The sequence below is a fragment of the Bacillus sp. FSL K6-1218 genome, from assembly GCF_038006445.1.
Classification (GTDB): domain Bacteria; phylum Bacillota; class Bacilli; order Bacillales; family Bacillaceae_G; genus Bacillus_A; species Bacillus_A thuringiensis_S.
In genome coordinates, this window is sequence record NZ_JBBOVE010000001.1 from 2429622 (window position 1) to 2451101 (window position 21480).

The window sequence follows — 21480 nt, forward strand, 5'->3', positions numbered from 1 at the left end:
AATGGGAGACGTTATTGATATATATGGTTTATCACCTTTGCAAAAAGGAATACTGTTTCATACTTTATACGATCAAGATGATGAACATTCTTTTTCCTATATTGTACAAGTAGGTTTCTTGCTCGGGGGGCAATTGGATGTTGATACTTTTGAAAAGGCTTGGGAATATGTTATTAATCGACATGAGGTTTTACGTTCAGTATTTGTATGGGAGGAAGTAGAAAAGCCACTACAAGCGGTTTACCAACGTCTTCCTTTTACTATTCATCAAGAGGATTGGAGCACCTATCCACATGAGGAAAGGGTGAAGAAATTACAACAGTTTTTGAATGTAGATCGTAGAAAAGGATTTTTATTGGATGAAGCACCATTGATGAGAGTCACTGCGATTAAAGAAGCAAAAGAGGAAACGAGAATTATTTGGACACATCATCATATTTTGCTAGATGGATGGAGTGTGTCATTGGTCTTTAGTGAAGTGATGGAAGTTTATCTCAAGATGATAAAGGGAGAATTATTGACTCTTCCTAAATCTCTTCCTTATAAAAAATATATCCAGTGGATAAATAAACAAGATCAAAGTCAAGCAGAGGAATTTTGGAAAGAAGAATTAAAAGGGTTCTATGCACCTACGCCATTAGCAATGGAAAGAAAGGATCAAGGACAAGAGAAGGGCTATGGAGAGTGTGTTTATCAAGTATCTGAGAAACTTACTGAGAAGTTACAAGAGTGGGTACGAAATAGTCGATTAACGTTGAATACGTTAGTACAAGGTGCATGGGCTTATTTGATGAGTAGGTATAGCGGTGACAGTGACGTCGTATTTGGCGTAACTAGCGCTGGACGTCCTACTGATTTAATGGGAGCAGAGAATATGGTGGGGCTATTTATTAACACATTACCTACCAGAATTCGATTAACGGATAATACATCAGTAGTAGATTGGCTTCGTAAAATACAAATGAAAGAAATGGAACGAAGACAGTATGAGTATAATTCGTTGATAGATATTCAAGGTTGGAGTGAGGTTCCGCGAAATAGCTCCTTATTTCATACCTTGTATGTGTTTGAAAATTATCCAATTCAAGGTGAGAGAAATGATGATTTAAGATTACTAGATGTTACAAGCACGGAACAAACAAATTATCCTTTAACACTCATTGTAATGCCCGGTAAGAAAATTACTTTAAAGTTGATGTATGATCGAAGCTATTTTAATGAAGAAACAATAAATCTGATTCAGAATCACTTATTGCAAATATTAATTCAGATGACGAAGAGCCTAGATTCAAAACTATTTGAAATTACTCATTTAACAGAAGAAGAACAGATACAGTTACTAGAGGAATGGAATCATACTCAATTTAATTATTCGGCTGAAGGCATGATTCATACGATGTTTGAGGAGCAAGTTAAAAAAACACCGGAAGCAATCGCGGCTAGTTACGAAAATGAACAAATTACCTATAAAGAGTTGGAGAAGCGTGCAAATCAGCTAGCTCATTATCTACAAAAGCATGGTGTAGGCCCAGAGTCTCTAGTTGGGGTATATATGGAACGTTCATTACAAATGATGATAGCGTTATTAGGGATTCTAAAATCAGGAGCAGCGTATGTTCCACTTGACCCTACTTATCCAGAGAGTCGGCTTCGATATATATTAGAGGATGCTGGAATCGAAGTGCTAGTGACGGAAGAGAATTCTAAAAATTTGTTTGTATCAGAAAATATTAAAACGATTTGTATGAATAAAGATTACACTGCAATTGAAAAAGAAAAATCAACCCCATGTATAAGTGGTGTAACAGGAGAAAGTTTAGCGTATGTTATGTATACTTCAGGATCTACAGGGAATCCAAAGGGAGTAATGATTGAGCATCATTCAGTAATCAATTATCTAGAATGGATGCAACATAAATATCCACTTTCTAAAAAGGATGTGATCTTGCAGAAAACGCCATTCTCATTTGATGTCTCTGTTTGGGAATTGTTTTGGGGCATTCACGTTGGTGCAAGTGTATCTTTCTTACCTCCAGGTGGAGAAAAAGATCCTTCTATTATAGCTGAAGTGATTAAAAAACATCAGGTTACTATAGTTCAATTTGTACCTTCGATGTTATCTGTTTTCTTAGATTACTTCAATCGTATTGAATTGAACATGAATTGTTCGTCCGTACGCCATGTATTTTCTGGTGGGGAAGAACTAAGCTCAGGGTTAGTTAGACGATTTCAGCAGAAATGGAATTATAGTGAACAAGTGCAATTAACCAACTTTTATGGACCAACTGAAGCCACTATTTATGTGAATGCATTTGATATTCAGCCTAATCAAGAATTTGTTTCTATTGGGCAGCCAATACAGAACACGCAATTATATGTATTAGACCAAAATCAACGCCTGCAATCAATAGGAATTGAGGGTGAACTATATATTGGTGGTGCTGGTTTAGCACGTGGATACTTAAATCGTCCGAATCTTACTGCTGAAAAATTCGTTTCGCATCCATTCCGATTGGGGGAACGACTATATCGAACAGGAGATTCAGTAAGATATCTAACTGATGGAAATATAGAATTTATAGGTCGAATGGATCATCAAGTTAAAATGCGTGGTTTTAGGATTGAATTAGGAGAAATTGAAGCGACTTTAGAAAAATGTTCGTTTATTAAAGAGGCTGTCGTATTAGTTAGAGAAGATCGTCCAGGTGATCAACGATTGGTTGCATATGTAATAAGCGATGGAAATACCCAAGAGTGGAGAGAGTATTTACAAAACCAATTACCGAATCATATGATTCCAGCGCACTTTGTAGAGTTAGAACACTTCCCGCTTACTCCGAATGGGAAAATTGATCGAAAGGCCTTGCCAGAACCTGATGAGCAAGCTATTGGAGATTTAAATGTTCTACCTCGGACGCCATCGGAAGAGCTTATTGCCTCGGTTTGGGGTCAAGTGTTAGGGACAGAAAATATTGGTATTCAAGATTCCTTTTTTGAACGGGGTGGGCACTCACTACTTGCTACTCAAATCGTCTCTCGATTGCAAGAATTGTTCCAAATCAAAATCCCATTACGTGAACTTTTCAAGCACGATACAGTGGAAGCGTTGGCGAAACGAGTAGATCAGTTACGAAAAGAAGATAAAAAACGAGAGGTTGCCCCCCTTGTACCTATGAAACGAGAAGAAGCTATTCCACTTTCCTATGCGCAGAAACGTCTATGGTTTATTGATCAATTAATGCCAAATAGTGCTATGTACAATATTCATGCAGCGTGTCGCTTAACAGGTAAATGGTCAATTGAAGCATTGGAGGCCGGATGGAATCAATTGTTGGAGCGTCATGAATCATTACGGACGATAATTCTAGAACAGGAGGGTGAACCGTTTCAACAGGTTCAATCTCATGTATTCAGGCATATCCCTCAAACGAATCTAACAGATCTCTCTTTGGAAGATAGGGAAAGAGAAATGAAACGGCTCATTCAAAATGAAGCGGAGGAACCATTTCATTTTGGACAAGGTCCTCTGATTCGAACACGAATATTGAAAGTGGATAGGGAAGAATGGGTTCTCATTTGTACGATGCATCATATTATTTCAGATGGATGGTCAATGGGAATCTTACTTGAAGAATGGATGGCTTTTTATGAAGGAGCACTAAACGGCAAACCGGCGGAATTGAAGGAGTTATCTATCCAATATGCAGACTTTGTCATGTGGCAGAAGGAATGGCAAAAAGAAGAGAATTTGAATCAGCACCTTCAATATTGGAAGGAAGAATTGTCTGGGGAGCTACCGGTTTTACAATTACCGATGGATCGTCCTCGACCTGCGGTTCAAACCCACCGTGGTGCAAATCAGTCCTTAATGGTGGCGAATTCCCTACAGGAAAAACTCAAAGATTTAAGTCTGCAAGAAGGATGCACTTTATTTATGACATTGATGGCAGCGTATCAAAGCTTCCTTTCTCGTTATACAGGACAGGACGACATCTTGGTTGGAAGTCCGATCGCTAATCGAAATGTGAAAGAGATTGAGGGATTAATAGGTTTCTTTGCAAATACGTTAGTTTATCGAGCTGATTTCAGTGAAAACCCGACGTTCCAAGAACTTTTGTCGCAGGTAAGAAAAAAAGCACTAAAAGCATACGAGTATCAGGATGTTCCATTTGAGAAAGTGGTAGAATCCGTAAAGCCGGAACGGAATACAAGTCATTCACCAATATTCCAAACCATGTTTACTTTACAGAATACGAAACAAGACTTTCTTCAGCTATCTGAAAGACAAATGGAACTCATGGAAAGCCATGTTTCTGTTGCAAAATTTGATTTGAGTTTATTTGCTTCTGAGACGGAAGAAGGATTATCACTAACCTTTGAATATAATACTGATTTGTTTAATGATACAACCATTGAACGTATGGCAAGTCATTTTAAACATTGGTTAAATCAAATTGTCTCTCATCCAAAATGTGTACTATCAGAACTGAATATGTTATCGAAAGTAGAATATAAGCAACTACTAGAGGAATGGAATAAATCGCATGTTATAGATATGGAAGAAAGTACGATTCATACAATGTTTGAAGAACAGGTGAAAAAAACACCAGAAGTAATTGCAGTAGTGTGCGAAGATGAAGAACTAACATATCGAGAGTTGGACGAACGCTCGAATCAGTTGGCACATTATTTACAAAAAAATGGTGTAACATGCGAATCATTAGTTGGGATTTGCGTTACACGTTCATCCGCGATGATTGTCGGTCTCTTAGGAATTATGAAGGCAGGAGGAGCATATGTCCCAATTGATCCAGCGTATCCGGAAAGTCGACTGCAGTACATTTTAGAAGATGCTCAAATAAAGGTACTGGTGACACAGGAAAAGTTACAACAAAAAATGGTTATACCTACATTCGTCAACGTCATTTGTATTGATCATAATCGAATAGAAATAGAACAAGAAGTAACTACGGTATGTACGAGTGAAGTGACGGGCGATAACTTAGCCTATATTATCTATACTTCAGGTTCCACTGGAAATCCAAAGGGAGTAATGATTGAGCACAGGAATACAGTAACAATGATTCATTGGGCGCATCACACGTATTCCCGAAAGGAATTAGCGGGAGTATTAGCTTCAACTTCACTATCCTTTGATTTATCCGTTTTTGAAGTATTTGTTCCCTTAACGATGGGTGGTAAGGTGATTGTCGCTGAAAATGCTCTACATCTAGACAAGTTGTCTACCAAAGGTGTGACTTTGGTTAATACTGTGCCATCGGCAGCAAAGGAATTGGTTCGAGCAAAAACAATTCCTTCTTCAGTAAAGGTAATGAATTTGGCTGGAGAACCGTTACCATATCCGCTTGTTCAAGATTTATACGAGAGAAGTACGATTGAGAAGGTATACAACTTATATGGACCGTCTGAAGATACTACGTATTCCACATATATGGAATTAGAAAAGGGTGTCATGCATAGGGTACCACCAATTGGTAAACCGATCTTCAATACAGAAGTATATGTACTGAGTGCGGAACAAAAAATGGTTCCAATTGGTGTAGTCGGTGAGCTGTACATTGGTGGATCAGGGTTAGCACGTGGATATTTAAAACGCCCTGACTTAACGAAAAATCGATTTATACCGCATCCGTTTAAAGAAGGAGAGCGAGTATACCGGACTGGAGATCTAGTAAGGTATTTACCGGATGGAAATTTGGAGTATGTTGGACGAATTGATCATCAGGTGAAAATACGTGGGTTCCGGATTGAACTAGGAGAAATTGAAGCGGCATTACAAAAGCATACATTAGTTAAGGAAGCTATTGTGATGGTGCGGGAAGATTATCTTGGCGATCCACGTTTGATTGCTTATGTTGTAGGAGACGGGGATGCTCAAAAGTGGCGTAATTATCTCAAGGACCAACTACCAAATTATATGATTCCAGCCTATTTTGTCGAATTAAATGCATTTCCACTCACCCCTAATGGGAAAATTGATAGGAAGACTTTACCAGCACCAGAGAAACAGGAGATAGCAAGTGGTTATATTGCTCCTCGTACGTCTACGGAAAAAACAATCGTTTCGATATGGCATGAAGTTTTAAGTATGGAAAACATCGGAATTCAGGATTCGTTTTTTGAAATTGGTGGCCATTCACTACTTGCTACGCAAGCCGTTTCTAATCTTAAAGAGGCTTTTGGAATCGAGATACCATTGCATGATTTATTTATGTTTCATACGGTGCAGCAATTGGCAGAACAGATTGATCAATTGCTCGATAACAAAAATCAAGAAATGCAGAATGATAGTAAGGAGAATGTAAGTCTTCAAGACTATGTTCAAAAAGAAGCAGAAGTGAGTAATGATGAAGAATTACTGGAACTACTTAAGCAATTAGAGGAGCTATCAGAGGAAGAAGCACAAGGGATATTCGAGAGTAATTTGATTGAGGAAGGGGTAAAAAAATGAGAAGTGATTTACTTGCAAAGCTGAGTTCACTTTCTCCTGAGAAGAGAGCATGGCTTCAGAAGCAAATGCAAAAAAAGGAGAATAAAGAAGCAATCCCGTTGTCTTATGCACAACAACGTTTGTGGTTTATGGACAGATTTAATCCAAATAGTTCTTTATATAATATTCCAACGGTATGGCATCTAAAAGGAAATTGGATACCTGAAGCATTAGAAAAGGGATTCAATCGACTCATTGAACGCCATGAATCATTACGAACTGTTTTTAAAGAAGTAGGAGAACAACCTGTGCAACAAATTATTGAATTCCTTCCTAGAGCATTACCTGTAAGAGATTACTCTCAACTTCCTCTAAAAGTAAAAGAAAAAGAGGTAGATAGTTTAATTGCGAGAGAAGCGCAAGAACCATTTGATTTAATGAATGGTCCTTTAATTCGTAATCAGCTTGTTCAATTAGAGAAGGATGAATGGTTATTACTGTGTACGATGCATCATATTATTTCTGATGCTTGGTCCATTGGTATATTCATGAATGAATTCCTTGCTTTCTATGAAGAAGAAACGGGCGGAAATCCTGCTAAATTAAGTTCATTATCCATTCAATATGCAGACTTTGCGAAGTGGCAAAAGGAGTGGTTGCAAGGTGATGTGCTAAATCGTCAGCTTACGTATTGGCAGGAAGAATTGTCTGGTGAGCTTCCTATCTTACAACTGCCAGTGGATCGACCTCGACCGGTTAAGCAGACTTACTCTGGGGCTACGCATCACGTAATTTTTCCTTATAAATTGCTTAGTCAATTGAAGGATATAAGCCGACAAGAAGGATCCACTTTATTTATGACTTTAATGGCCGCATACCAGAGCTTTCTTGCTCGTTATACGGGACAAAAAGATATTCTAGTTGGTAGCCCGATTGCCAATCGGAACCATAAGGGAGTAGAAGGATTAATTGGTTTCTTTGTTAATACGTTGGTTTACCGATCAGATTTGAGTGGCACTCCTACTTTTCGGGAGATTTTGAGCCAAACAAAGAAAAAGGCGTTAAAAGCTTACGAATATCAAGATATACCATTTGAAAAAGTGGTAGAAGCTGTGCAACCTGAACGAAGCATGAGTCATTCGCCTATCTTTCAGACCATGTTTACGCTACAGAATATAAAACAAGAACGACTAGATTTGCCTGGTAGAAGTATTGAAATGGTAGAAAGTAATATGTCTATTGCTAAATTTGATTTGAGCTTAACTGCCTATGAAGTGGAAGAAGGTCTATTTGTCTCATTTGAATACAATACGGACTTATTTGATAGTAGTACCATTGGACGTATGGCAGGCCACTTTGAGAACTGGCTAAATGAAATTACGTATCATCCAGATGAATCATATACAAAGCTGTCAATGTTATCGGACACTGAGCAGAAACAACTCCTAGAAGAATGGAATGATACGGACGTAGTTTATGGTCATGATTGTATGATTCATGAGCTATTTGAGCAGCAAGTTGCACGGACACCTGATGCAGTGGCGGTAGTTTATGAGGGTGGAAAGCTAACGTATCAAGAACTCAATGAAAAATCGAACCAATTGGCACGTTTTCTACAGAAACGAGGTATCGGACCTGAATCATTAGTGGGTATATGTATTGAACGTTCTCCTGATATGATTATTGGTCTCTTTGGGATTTTGAAAGCAGGTGGGGCTTATGTCCCACTGGACCCAAGTTACCCCGAAAATCGCCTGAGATACATTTTGGAGAATTCACAAATTCAAGTGCTGTTAACAAAAGAGGCACTACAGGACTGGTTACCTAAAGGTATTCAAGCAATTTGTTTAGACCGGGATCGAGTAATGATTTCTAAAGAGAGTAATTTAGCTCCAGTGAGTGGAGTAACAGCAAATAACTTAGCCTATATCATATACACTTCGGGTTCGACAGGAAATCCAAAGGGGGTAATGATTGAACATCATTCCGTTATAAACCGCTTACAGTGGATGCAGAAAAAATACCCATTGTCCGAGGAGGATACAATCCTACAAAAGACACCGTTTTCATTTGATGTTTCTGTCTGGGAATTATTTTGGTGGTCATTTGTAGGAGCACGTGTTTGTTTGCTTCCACCAGGAGGAGAGAAAGATCCTGCGGTGATTGAGGAGTATATTGAACGATATCGTGTGTCCACCATGCACTTTGTTCCGTCGATGTTATCTACTTTTTTAGATTATATGGAACTATATAATTCGAAAAGGGATGTATCGTCTTTAATTCAAGTTTTTACTAGTGGAGAAGCGTTAAACACTGAGCAGGTTCGCCGGTTTAAGGGGATCTTTTACAATGTTCAGCAAACAAAGTTAATTAACTTGTATGGTCCTACTGAAGCGACTGTGGATGTGACTTATTATAATTGTGATTTAGAAAAAGAGCCAATGCTTATTCCGATTGGTCGTCCGATTGATAATACAGAGTTGTATGTGTTAGATCAATATCAACAAGTGGTCCCGATTGGTGTGGCAGGGGAACTTTACCTTGGTGGAGTAGGATTGGCACGTGGCTACTTCAATCGACCAGATTTAACTACTGAACGTTTTATTTCGCACCCCTTTAAGGACGGGGAACGATTATATCGAACGGGTGACCTGGTGAGATATATGAATGATCGCAACTTAGAATATATTGGAAGAATAGATAACCAAGTCAAAATTAGAGGATTCCGAATTGAATTGGGAGAAATTGAAGCAGCTTTACATGATCACCCATCTGTAAAAGAGGCGGTCGTGTTGGTGAAGGAAGATCGACCAGGAGATAAGCAGTTAGTAGCTTATGTAGTGGGTGAAGGGGATACTGGAGAGTGGCGTGAATATCTCAAGAAGCAATTGCCACATTATATGGTTCCAGCATACTTTTTCAAAGTTGAAGGTATGCCACTCACTCCAAATGGTAAAGTGAATCGGAAAGCCTTACTGGAATTAGAAGAACAGTTCATAAGTGAAGATATTACTTCATCACGAACACCAGTGGAGGAGCTTATCGTTTCCGTTTGGAGCCAAGTGTTAGGTATAAAAAATATTAGTGTTAAGGATTCCTTTTTTGAAATCGGTGGTCACTCACTACTAGCTACTCAAGTAGTGTCACGTTTACAGGAAATCTTTCAAATCGAATTACCAGTACGTGAACTATTTGAGTACGCAACAGTGGAGTCACTGGCAAAGCGATTAGAGCAGTTACGTAAAGGAGATAAAAAACGAGAGATTCCGCCACTAATACCAACGAAACGAGGAGAAGCTATTCCACTATCTTATGCCCAACAACGTTTATGGTTTATTGATCAATTTACACCTAATAGTGCCCTTTACAATATGCCAATGGTATGCCGCCTTACAGGGAATTGGCTACTTGAAGCATTGGAAACGGGATGGAATCAACTAATAGAACGTCATGAATCATTGCGGACGGTCTTTCACGAAGTGAACGGTCAACCCGTACAGCAAATTGAACCATATGCTTTTCAATCAATTCCGAAAACGGATTTAACTATGCTTTCTGCTGAAGACCGAGAAGAAGAAGTTAAACGTTTAATTCAACAAGAAACAGAAGTGCCATTTGATTTAACAGAGGGTCCATTAATCAGGACAAGTATTTTGCACGTGGGAGAGGAAGAATGGATACTTCTTTGTACTCTACATCATATCATTTCAGATGGATGGTCAATGGGAATACTACTTGAAGAATGGATGGCATTTTACGAGAAAGCAACGGATGGAAAGGTGGCAGAACTTGAACCATTACCGGTTCAATATGCCGACTTTGCTCAGTGGCAAAAAGGATGGCTGAAGGAGGAAGTGCTTGATCAACAACTTCAATATTGGAGGGAAGAATTGTCTGGGGAGCTTCCTGTACTCCAACTTCCTATGGATCGCCCGCGTCCCGCAATACAAACCCATCACGGGTCGACATACACTCTGATTCTGCCAAGCACGCTACATGATAAATTGAATGAACTTAGCCGAAAAGAAGGGGCTACACTCTTCATGACGCTGTTGGCTGCATATCAAAGTTTTCTATCTCGTTATACGGGACAAGAAGATATTCTGGTCGGAAGCCCAATTGCGAATCGGAATTATAGAGAAATTGAAGGACTGATTGGTTTCTTCGTTAACACGCTAGTTTATCGAGCTAATTTGAGTGGTAGACCGACATTTCAAGATGTACTGTATCAGGTTCGTCAAAAGGCATTGAAGGCATATGAATATCAAGATATCCCATTTGAAAAAATTGTAGAAGTTGTGCAACCGGAGCGAAGCACAAGTCATTCACCAATCTTCCAGACTATGTTCATCTTGCAAAATATGAAACAAGAGTTTCCGGTGTTATCTAGTAGAAGTATTGAAATGATAGAAAGCTATAGTCCAATTGCAAAGTTTGATTTAAGTGTAATGGCAGCTGAGACGGAAGAGGGATTACTTTTTACTTTTGAGTACAATAAGGATTTATTCAATGCTACTACAATTGAACGGATGGCAGGACACTTTGAGAAATGGCTACATGAAGTTTCTCATCGCCCGCAAAATCCGTTGTATGACCTGAGCATGCTATCGGAACCCGAGCGTAATTTGTTATTAGAAACATGGAATGACACTGTAATGGAAATGTCCCATCAGGGTCTTATTTGCGACAGATTTGAGGAGCAAGTAGCAATGCGTCCTGATGCGATTGCGGTAGTTGATCAAACAAAACAGTGGACTTATGGTGAACTTTATATACAAGCAAATCAGTTGGCAAATGTTTTACAGCGAAAGGGAGTAGCCCCAGAGTCAGTGGTGGGAGTTTATCTTCCGAGGTCAGCAGAGCTAATGGCAAGTTTACTAGGCATTTTAAAAGCTGGTGGAGCTTATGTTGTTTTAGACCCGTTGTATCCAAAATCAAGGTTAGAATACATGATTGAAGATGCAGGAATTCAATTTGTAGTGACGGCGGAAGGACAAGAAGGACATTTCGCACACGTCGAAATGGTGAGGTTAGAAGAATTAACGGTGGAAAGCGTAATCGCACCTACACGTCAGATAAATCCAGAGAACTTAGCCTATATTGTCTATACCTCTGGTTCTACAGGAAAACCGAAGGGTGTCATGGTTGAACATCGCTCATTAATAAATATGGTTTCTTGGCATCAAGAAGTTTATCGTATTTCAGCAGAGGATCGTGCGACTCAGATTGCAGGTGTTGCTTTTGATTCGGCTGTTCAGGAGATTTGGCCGTATCTAACTGCTGGTGCAGCACTCTACTTGTCAACAGAGGAACTGAGAATTAATCCAGAAGCACTAAGGGACTGGCTCATTGATTCACGAATAACAGCTAGCTTTGCACCTACGCCTATTCTGGAAAGACTCTTGAAATTATCTTGGCCAGATAATACGGATCTTCGTTTTATCATTACTGGTGGGGATCAATTAACGCAGTATCCATCTAACGATATTCCTTTTGCGGTAATTAATCAGTATGGTCCATCGGAAAATACAGTCGTTACCACAGATTGTTATGTACCTGTAGGAGTGACAACAGGTACGCCATCGATTGGTCGACCGATTGCGAATACAGAAGTTTATGTATTAGATTCTCATCTTCAGCTAGTACCAATTGGTGTAATTGGAGATCTCTATATTGGAGGAAAGAGTCTTGCACGTGGATATGCTAATCGTCCGGATCTTACAAAGGAAAAATTTATTCCACATCCTTTCAAGTCAGGAGAACGTCTCTATTACACAGGAGACAAAGCAAGTTATCTTTCTGATGGTAATCTCCAGTTCCATGGACGTATAGATGACCAAGTGAAAATTCGTGGTTTCCGAATTGAATTGGGAGAAATAGAAGCTGTTTTGCAGGCGCATTCTTCTGTGAAAGAAGCAGTTGTATTGGTACGAGAGGATTATCAAGGTGATAAGAGATTAGTAGCTTATGTAGTTGGTGAAGGCAGTGTCAGTGAATGGCGAGAATATCTACAAACACATTTACCTAATTACATGGTTCCAACTAACTTTATTGAAATGGAATTTTTACCACTTACACCGAATGGGAAACTTGATTTGAAGGCATTGCCTATACTTAGTGAACAATCTGCCGAAAATACTGTCTATCCACGAACTCCGCTGGAAGAACTTATCGCTTCAGTGTGGAGTCAAGTGTTAGGAATAGGAGACATTGGTGTTCGGGATTCTTTCTTTGAACTTGGTGGTCACTCTCTACTTGCTACACAAGTGGTCTCACGCTTACAGGAAGTCTTTCAAATCAAATTGCCAGTACGTGAACTGTTCGAATATTCAACGGTCGAGGCATTATCGAAACGAATGGATCAGTTGCGTAAGGGGAGCGAAAAACGAGAAATTCCACCATTGGTGCCGATGGAACGAGGAAATAATATTCCACTATCTTATGCCCAACAGCGCTTATGGTTTATTGATCAATTTGCACCAAATAGTGCACTTTATAATATGCCAATGGCATGCCGCCTTACAGGGAGTTGGTTACCTGAGGCATTGGAGTTGGGATGGAATCAGTTGATAGAGCGTCATGAATCTTTGCGGACTGTATTTTATGAAGAGGATGGCTATCCTGTGCAGCAGATTCAACCGTATATTTTCCGTCCGCTTCTTCAAATGGACTTAACTAAGCTTTCATTAGAGGAGCGAGAAAGAAAGTTGGAGCAATGGATTCAAACTGAAGTAGAATCTCCATTTGATTTAGAACAAGGGCCATTATTCCGTGGGAAACTCATAAGAATTTCAGAAGAAGAATGGGTTCTTCTGTGTAATATGCATCATATTATCTCAGATGGATGGTCGATGGAAATCTTGCTTCAAGAATGGATGGCATTTTATGAGAATTCGATTGGTGAAACACAAGCAGAGCTGGAACCACTACCAGTTCAATATGCCGATTTTGCTCAGTGGCAAAGAGAATGGTTGAAAGATGAAGTACTATATCAACAACTTGCATATTGGAAGGAAGAATTATCTGGTGAGTTACCAGTCTTAATGTTGCCAATGGATCGTCCGCGTCCGCCAGTGCAAACCCATCATGGATTAACTCATAATGTTTTGTTGTCACGCTCATTACTGGATAAATTAAACGAACTAAGTCGTCAAGAAGGGGCCACACTTTTCATGACCTTATTGGCATCGTATCAAAGTTTCCTTGCTCGTTATACGGGACAAACGGATATTATTGTTGGTAGCCCAATTGCAAATCGAAATTATCGAGAAATTGAGGGGCTGATTGGTTTCTTTGTCAACACTTTGGTTTATCGAGCTGATTTAAGTAATGCACCGGCATTTCAAGAGTTGTTATCTCAAGTACGGATAAAAGCATTGAAGGCGTATGAGTATCAAGATGTTCCGTTTGAGAAAATTGTAGAGGTTATCCAACCTGAACGAAATACAAGCCATTCTCCGATTTTCCAAACCATGTTTACTTTGCAAAATACGGGACAGAAGCTACCAGAACTACATGGAAGAAATATAGAAGTAATGGAAAGTAATGCTCCGATCGCTAAGTTTGATTTAAGTTTAACTGCTGCAGAAGTGGAAGAGGGTTTATTACTTACTTTTGTTTATAGAACTGATTTATTTGACAGCTTAACTATTGAATCCATGGCTGAACATTTTGGGAACTGGTTGAATGTAATCGTGGAGAATCCTGATAAATCATTAGCTAAGTTGCCTATATTATCAGGATTACAGCAAAAACAGTTGGAAGAGTGGAATAATAATACTGAAGCATATCCACAGGAAAGTACAATTCATCAGCTGTTTGAAGAGCAAGTAAATCGTACACCTGATGCGGTAGCAGTGGTAGATGAAAAACAGCAGTTAACGTATCGAGAGCTCAATGAAAAAGCTAATCAATTGGCCCACTATCTTCAGCAATGCGGAATTGGGAATGAATCATTGGTTGGACTTTGCTTTGAGCGTTCAATTGAGATGGTTGTTAGTATTATGGGGATTTGGAAGGCTGGAGCAGCCTATGTTCCATTAGACCCATCATATCCAGAAAGTCGCCTACGATATATTTTGGAGGACACTGGAATTCAAGTATTAGTTACGAACGAGTCATTGGAAGATTGGATACCTAAAGAAATCAAGATAGTTTGTCTAGATAGGGATCAAACAATGATTTCACAAGAAAGCATTCTTTCACCAAAATGTGAAGTAACAGGAGAAGACTTAGCGTATGTTATCTATACTTCAGGATCAACGGGGAATCCAAAGGGTGTCTTGATACAGCATCATTCTGTACTAAACTTGTCGCATGGTTTACAAAAAGAGGTTTTCGAACATGAGATACCATCTAACATGCATGTCGGTTTAAATGCGTCAATTGCCTTTGATGCGTCTATCCAGCAATTACAAATGCTGCTTTATGGTTCAAGTTTGTATATTATTCCAAGCGAAGTACGAAGTGATCCGGAGCAGTTTGTAGCTTATATTAGGGAGAACAAGTTAGAAATCTTTGATATAACACCTCCATTGCTTCAATTACTTATAGATATCGGATTGTTAGAAACGTGCGACGACGTTCATGTTCCAAGTAAGGTATTGGTTGGTGGTGAAGCAATTATGCCGTCATTATGGGAACAGCTAGTAGAGACTGATAAAATTGAGTTTTATAATGTATATGGCCCTACAGAATGTACGGTTGATGCAACATGCTATCATATCAAAAAAGATAGTAAGCGAGTAACGATTGGGCGTCCATTGCCTAACATCCAAACTTATGTATTAGATAGAAATAGGTTGCCAGTTCCAGTTGGTGTGATGGGGGAACTTTATATCGGAGGAGCAGGTCTAGCAAGGGGGTACTTGAATCGTCCAGAGTTAACATCCGAACGATTTATTTCTCATCCATTCAAAGAAGGCGAGAGGTTATATAGAACAGGTGATCTTGTGAGATATCTTCCTGATGGTAATATAGACTACTTAGGAAGAATGGATAATCAAGTGAAGATTAGAGGATTTCGAATTGAACTTGGAGAGATTGAGTCGACTTTACAAGAGCATGACTTGGTAAAAGAGGCAGTTGTAATGGCTAGGGAAAATCAGTCGGGGGATAAGAGGCTGGTAGCTTATGTAGTGGGCGAAGGCAGTTTAGAAGAATGGCGAGAGTATCTTAAAACAAAACTGCCAATCCATATGATACCTTCCTACTTTGTCGAAATGAAAGAATTACCGCTAACCATAAATGGAAAGATTGATCGGAAATCGTTACCTATACCAGATTATCAAGGAACACAAGAAGGATACGTGGCCCCAAGAAATGAACGTGAACATAAGCTTTCTATCATTTGGGAACGTGTGCTAGGTTCAAAACGTATTGGTATGAATGATAACTTCTTTGAAATTGGTGGAGATTCAATTCTTAGCATTCAGATTGTCTCGCGCGCGAAGCAAGCTGGTTTACAATTGACACCAAAACAAATATTTGAACACCAAACGATTGCTGAGTTGGCGCAAGTAGTCAAAGAAGAACAAGGTGTACAAGCTGAACAGGGAATTATAACTGGAGAGACGATACTTACACCTATTCAGCAAAGGTTTTTTGTACAAAATCATCCTAACCCACATCATTGGAATCAATCCATGTTCTTTAGAACGAAAGAGAAATTGGACATAGGATCACTGGAAAAGGCGGCAGGTAACCTTCTACTTCATCATGATGCTCTGCGTTTAAGATATGAACGTTTACCTAATGGGGTTTGGAAACAGTGGAATGAAGGAATAGAAGAACAATTGATGCTTACTGTCATTTCATTAGACGAAGTGCCGGAAGCTGATTGGCATCAGGTTATTCAAAAAGAGATTAATGTTGCACAAGAAAGTTTGAATTTACATGATGGTCCGCTAATGAGAATGGTGTATTTTGATGAAGGTGAGCACGCTGGTCGATTATTTTGGACAATTCATCATTTAGCCGTGGATGGTGTTTCTTGGCGAATTTTATTGGAAGATTTGCAAACAGCATATACGCAAGTAGTCCAAGGGCAGAAAATTCAATTACCTATGAAGAGTACATCTTTTAAAGAATGGTCGGAGAAATTACATCATTACGCTGAAACTGGACTATCAAAAGAAGTGCTACATTACTGGGAGGAGCAGGCTGAACAAGACGTAGTTAAATTGCCGGTAGATGGTACTATAAGTAATCCAGTAAGCGCAGTAACTGAGGAAATTACTGTGGTGTTAAATGAGAATGAGACCCGTATGTTATTGCAAGAGACTTTAAGCACTCACCGTGTCCAAATCAATGAAGTATTATTAGCAGCATTAGTACAAGCTACGGCAGCATGTACGGGTCAGCCGATATTGAGCGTAGATTTAGAGGGACATGGTCGAGAAGAGATTATTGAAGATGTTGATTTATCGAGAACTGTGGGATGGTTTACAAGTATTTACCCAGTTCATTTAAATATTACTAGTGCTAATACGCCAATTGCAGCATTAAAAGCAGTTAAAGAACAAGTTCGCAAAATTCCTAATAAGGGTGTTGATTATGGGGTGTTGCGTTACATGAACGCAACAATGTGTGAGCAATTAAGCTCCCAATATACACCGTCTATTAGTTTTAACTATCTTGGACAATTTGACCAAATGTTTTCTAGCGATGCAATGTTTATTCCGGAGAACGAATTTAAGCGTTTAGATCATGCTGCCGGTTCCAAGCGATCACATGTAATTGATGTAATTGGGGTTGTAACGGATGGAAAACTTCAGTTCACTTGGGTATACAATGTTGGACAATTTGCCAAATCAACGATTCAAAGTATTGCACAGAATATGCTATATCAACTGAGTACATTGATTCAATTTTCAGATAGAGAATCTGCACTGACCATTTCGGATTTTGCAATGGCTAATCTTAGCCAAGAAGGTTTGACAAATGTACTAAACAAAATGCATCGCGGAAAGAACAATCAGATTACTGATTTATATCCACTATCACCTTTGCAAGAAGGTATGATTTTCCACACATTGCATGACCAAGGGGATGAACATGTTGCACCGTATATAGTGCAATTGAGTTTTATGATTCGAGGAAAAATGAATATTCCTACATTTGAGCAGGCGTGGAAATCTGTAATTCAGCGGCATGAAATTTTTCGTACAGCATTTGTATGGGACGAAATTGAAGAACCTGTACAAGTGGTGTATGAAAATATCCCATTTAAAGTGAACAAAGAAGACTGGCGTACAATGACAAGTGAAGAGATAGAGGAAAAAAGAAAAGTCTTTTTGGCATTAGATCGAAAACAAGCCTTCCAATTTGATGAAGCACCATTGATGCGGGTAACAGTCATTCAAGAAGGTGAGGAAGAATATCGGATTGTTTGGACCCATCACCATATTTTACTGGATGGATGGAGTTTACCATTAGTATTTAATGAATTACTTACAGTCTATCAGAAGAGAATGAATGGAGAAGCTGTGAAGTTACCTAAGTCCTCACCATATAAGAAATATATCCAATGGTTAAGAGAGCAAGATAAGGAGCAGGCGGAACAATTCTGGAGAGAGAAGCTAAAAGGTTTTACTGCGCCAACTTTGCTGGGCTTAGAAAGTAAAGAGGAAGAAAAAGGTTACACAGAGAAGGTTACGTATTTATCAGAAGAGCAGACTCAAGCGTTACAAGGATGGGCGAAACGTAATAAACTTACTTTGAGTACAGTAATTCAAGGTGCATGGGCATATCTCATGAGCCGATATAGTGGAGAAAATGACATTGTTTTTGGTGTAACAAGCTCAGGGCGTTCTACGGAGATTATTGATGTTGAAAACATCGTAGGTCCTTTCATTACAACGTCACCGACGCGAATTCAATTGATGGATGATATAAAATTAATAGATTGGTTGCAGAAGATACAAAAGGAAGAGATAGAAAGAAGACAATATGAGTATGCTTCTTTGACAGAGATTCAGGGGTGGAGTGAAGTTCCTAGAGGAATACCGCTGTTCAATAGTTTATATGTGTTTGAAAATTATCCAGTGAAAGAGGAGTCTTCAGAAAATCTGGAAATTGGTGAATTGGAAGGGGTAGAACAAACTCACTACCCATTAGGGTTAGCTGTAGTTCCAGGAATCCAGTTATCGTTAAAGTTAATGTATGACCGTAGTAAGTTTAATAGAGTAACCATTGAACGAATGCTGGGTCATTTACACCAAGTGTTAATGCAAATGCTCAAAAACATTGATCAAAATCTATCGGAGCTAGTATATATTACGGAGGCTGAACAAAGAAAGCTATTGGAAGAATGGAATAATAATACTATATCCTATCCACGTGAGAATGCAATCCATCAACTATTCGAAGAGCAAGTAAATCGTACGCCTGACGTGTTGGCAGTGGTAGATGAAAAACAGCAACTAACATATCGAGAGCTGAATGAAAGGGCTAATCAATTAGCCCATCATTTACAGAAATGTGGAATTGGAACAGAGTCATTAGTTGGCCTTTGCTTTGATCGATCAGTTGAGATGGTTGTTGGTCTAATGGGAATTTGGAAGGCCGGAGCAGCCTATGTTCCATTGGATCCATCGAATCCGGAAAGCCGCCTACGATATATTTTAGAAGACACAGACATTCAAGTGTTAGTTACGAATGAGGTATTAGTGGGCTGGATACCTAAAGAAATCAAGGTAGTTTGCCTAGATAGGGATCAAGCCATGATTTCTCGAGAAAGCAAACTTTCACCAATATGTGAGGTAACAGGGGAAAACTTAGCGTATGTTATCTACACTTCTGGTTCGACAGGGAATCCAAAGGGGGCTTTAGTACAGCACCATTCTGTAATAAACCTATCATATGGTTTACAAAAAGAAGTTTTCTCACATGAGATACCTAGTAATATGCGCGTTGGTTTGAATGCATCAATTGCCTTTGATGTATCTATTCAGCAATTACAAATGCTGCTTTATGGTTCAAGTTTATATATTATTCCAAGTGAAGTTCGCACTAATCCAGAACAATTTGTGTCCTATATTAGGGAGAATAAATTGGAAATGTTTGATATGACACCTTCATTACTTCAATTACTAATAGATGGAGGATTGCTAGAAATAAGTGCTGATGTTCATGTACCAAGCAAGATATTGGTCGGTGGTGAAGCAATCATGCCGTCATTATGGGAACAGCTAGTAGAGACTGAAAAAATTGATTTTTATAACGTATACGGTCCTACAGAATGTACGGTTGATGCAACATGTTATCATATCCAAACAGATAGTAAGAGAATAACAATTGGGCGTCCATTGCCGAACGTTCAAACTTATGTATTGGATAAAAATTTGTTACCTGTCCCAGTTGGTGTAACAGGTGAGCTATATATTGGTGGTGCAGGTATAGCAAGAGGATACTTGAATCGTCCAGAATTAACAGCAGAGCGATTCATCCGTCATCCATTTAATGAAGAAGAGCGTTTATATCGTACGGGAGATTTGGTTCGTTATTTACCTGATGGTAATTTAGATTACTTGAGAAGAATTGATAATCAAGTGAAAATTAGGGGCTTTCGTATTGAACTTGAAGAGATTGAAGCGAATCTAGAGAGGCATCCATTGGTAAAAGAAGCAGTAGTTTTGGTAACAGAGGATAAATTAGGAGAGCAGAGATTGGTTGCTTATGTAGTTGGAGATGGTAGTATGCATGATTGGCGTGAATATCTCAAGACACAAGTACCGAATTATATGGTTCCCGCACACTTTATTAAGGTAGACGAGATTCCTCTTACAACGAATGGCAAAGTTGATCGAAAGGCATTGAACAATTTAACTATTCTAAGAGAAAATAATTTTTCTACACCAATCATTCCAAGGGATGAAATTGAATATCAGTTGATTAAAATCTGGCAGGATGTGTTACAGATAGAAGATGTCTATGTAAATGATGATTTCTTTAATAGAGGAGGACACTCTCTCCTTGTAATTAAATTAGTTTCAAAAATTAGGGAGAAGTTTGGAAAAGAGATTATGGTGTCTACATTGATTAAGAATCCAACAGTGGAAGGAATCGCATGCCTTATTCGTGATAAGCATGATATGACGAAATCAGTAGCAGCGCTAGTTCCACTACAAGAATCAGAAAAAAGACCTTTCTTTTGCGTTCATCCGTTTATGGGGAATGTATTTTGTTACATTCAACTAGCAAGATTGCTTAAGAACCATTGTTCATTTTATGGTTTACAGAATCCTCTTATAGAAAAGAAAGAAATTGACGAGTTAACTTTGCCGGAAGTAATTCAACTTTACATCGAAGAAATAAAACGTGTTCAGCCAGAAGGTCCATATCGTCTTGGAGGATGGTCTTTAGGCGGTGCAATTGCTTATGAAATCGCAACTGTACTAAAGAATCAAGGTGAGGAAGTTGAGTTGTTGATACTAATGGATACTAAAGTACCTTCAGAGCAGGACTATAAAACAACGGAGGATATGCTCTCATATATATATGAGCATTTCATTTCTAGAGATTTTACTGAGCAGGGGGAAGGCCTCTTCCATGAACAAGATATGCTTGTAGAGCGATTAATTATGGAAGGAGTACTCCCGCCTGATGCAGATCTTATGAATTTGAAGCAAGTTATCAATGCTCATAGGAAATGCCTGAACTTAATGGCAGAGCATGATTTAATACCATACTCTGGAGAAGTTCTCTACTTTAGTGCTGAGAAAGGAAAAGAGTTGTTTACAGATTGGGGACCTTTATTAAAAGGAAGAGTAAATAGGTATTCAGTCCCTGGATCACATGAAGAAATAGTAGACTTCCCCGCAGTTGAAAAGATAGCTAAGTACCTATTAAATGAATTTGAAGGGATAAAAGAAACATCCCTTTCATTAACTGAAAAGTAGAGAGTGCAAAAGATGCAACGCTATGAACGAAAAGGGCAGCCCAATAACTGCAAATAAAGTGTAGGCAATAATGAATATATTAAGAGTATTACTTTTTAAGAGGATAATGGAAAATTTACTTGATAGAGA

General features: G+C 38.8%; 2 protein-coding genes. Both read left to right on the forward strand.

Going from position 1 to position 21480, the window contains the following annotated elements; translation table 11 throughout:
• The first annotated feature begins 1 nt into the window (after position 1).
• Entirely contained in the window at positions 2–6472 is a 6471-nt protein-coding gene (locus tag MHI26_RS12425) for a non-ribosomal peptide synthetase (RefSeq protein ID WP_061667089.1), read from the forward strand.
• A complete protein-coding gene (locus MHI26_RS12430; protein WP_061667088.1) occupies positions 6469–21351 on the forward strand; it encodes a non-ribosomal peptide synthetase in 14883 nt (4960 codons plus the stop codon). The genes MHI26_RS12425 and MHI26_RS12430 overlap by 4 nt, the downstream gene beginning before the upstream one ends.
• Positions 21352–21480: the final 129 nt, after the last annotated feature.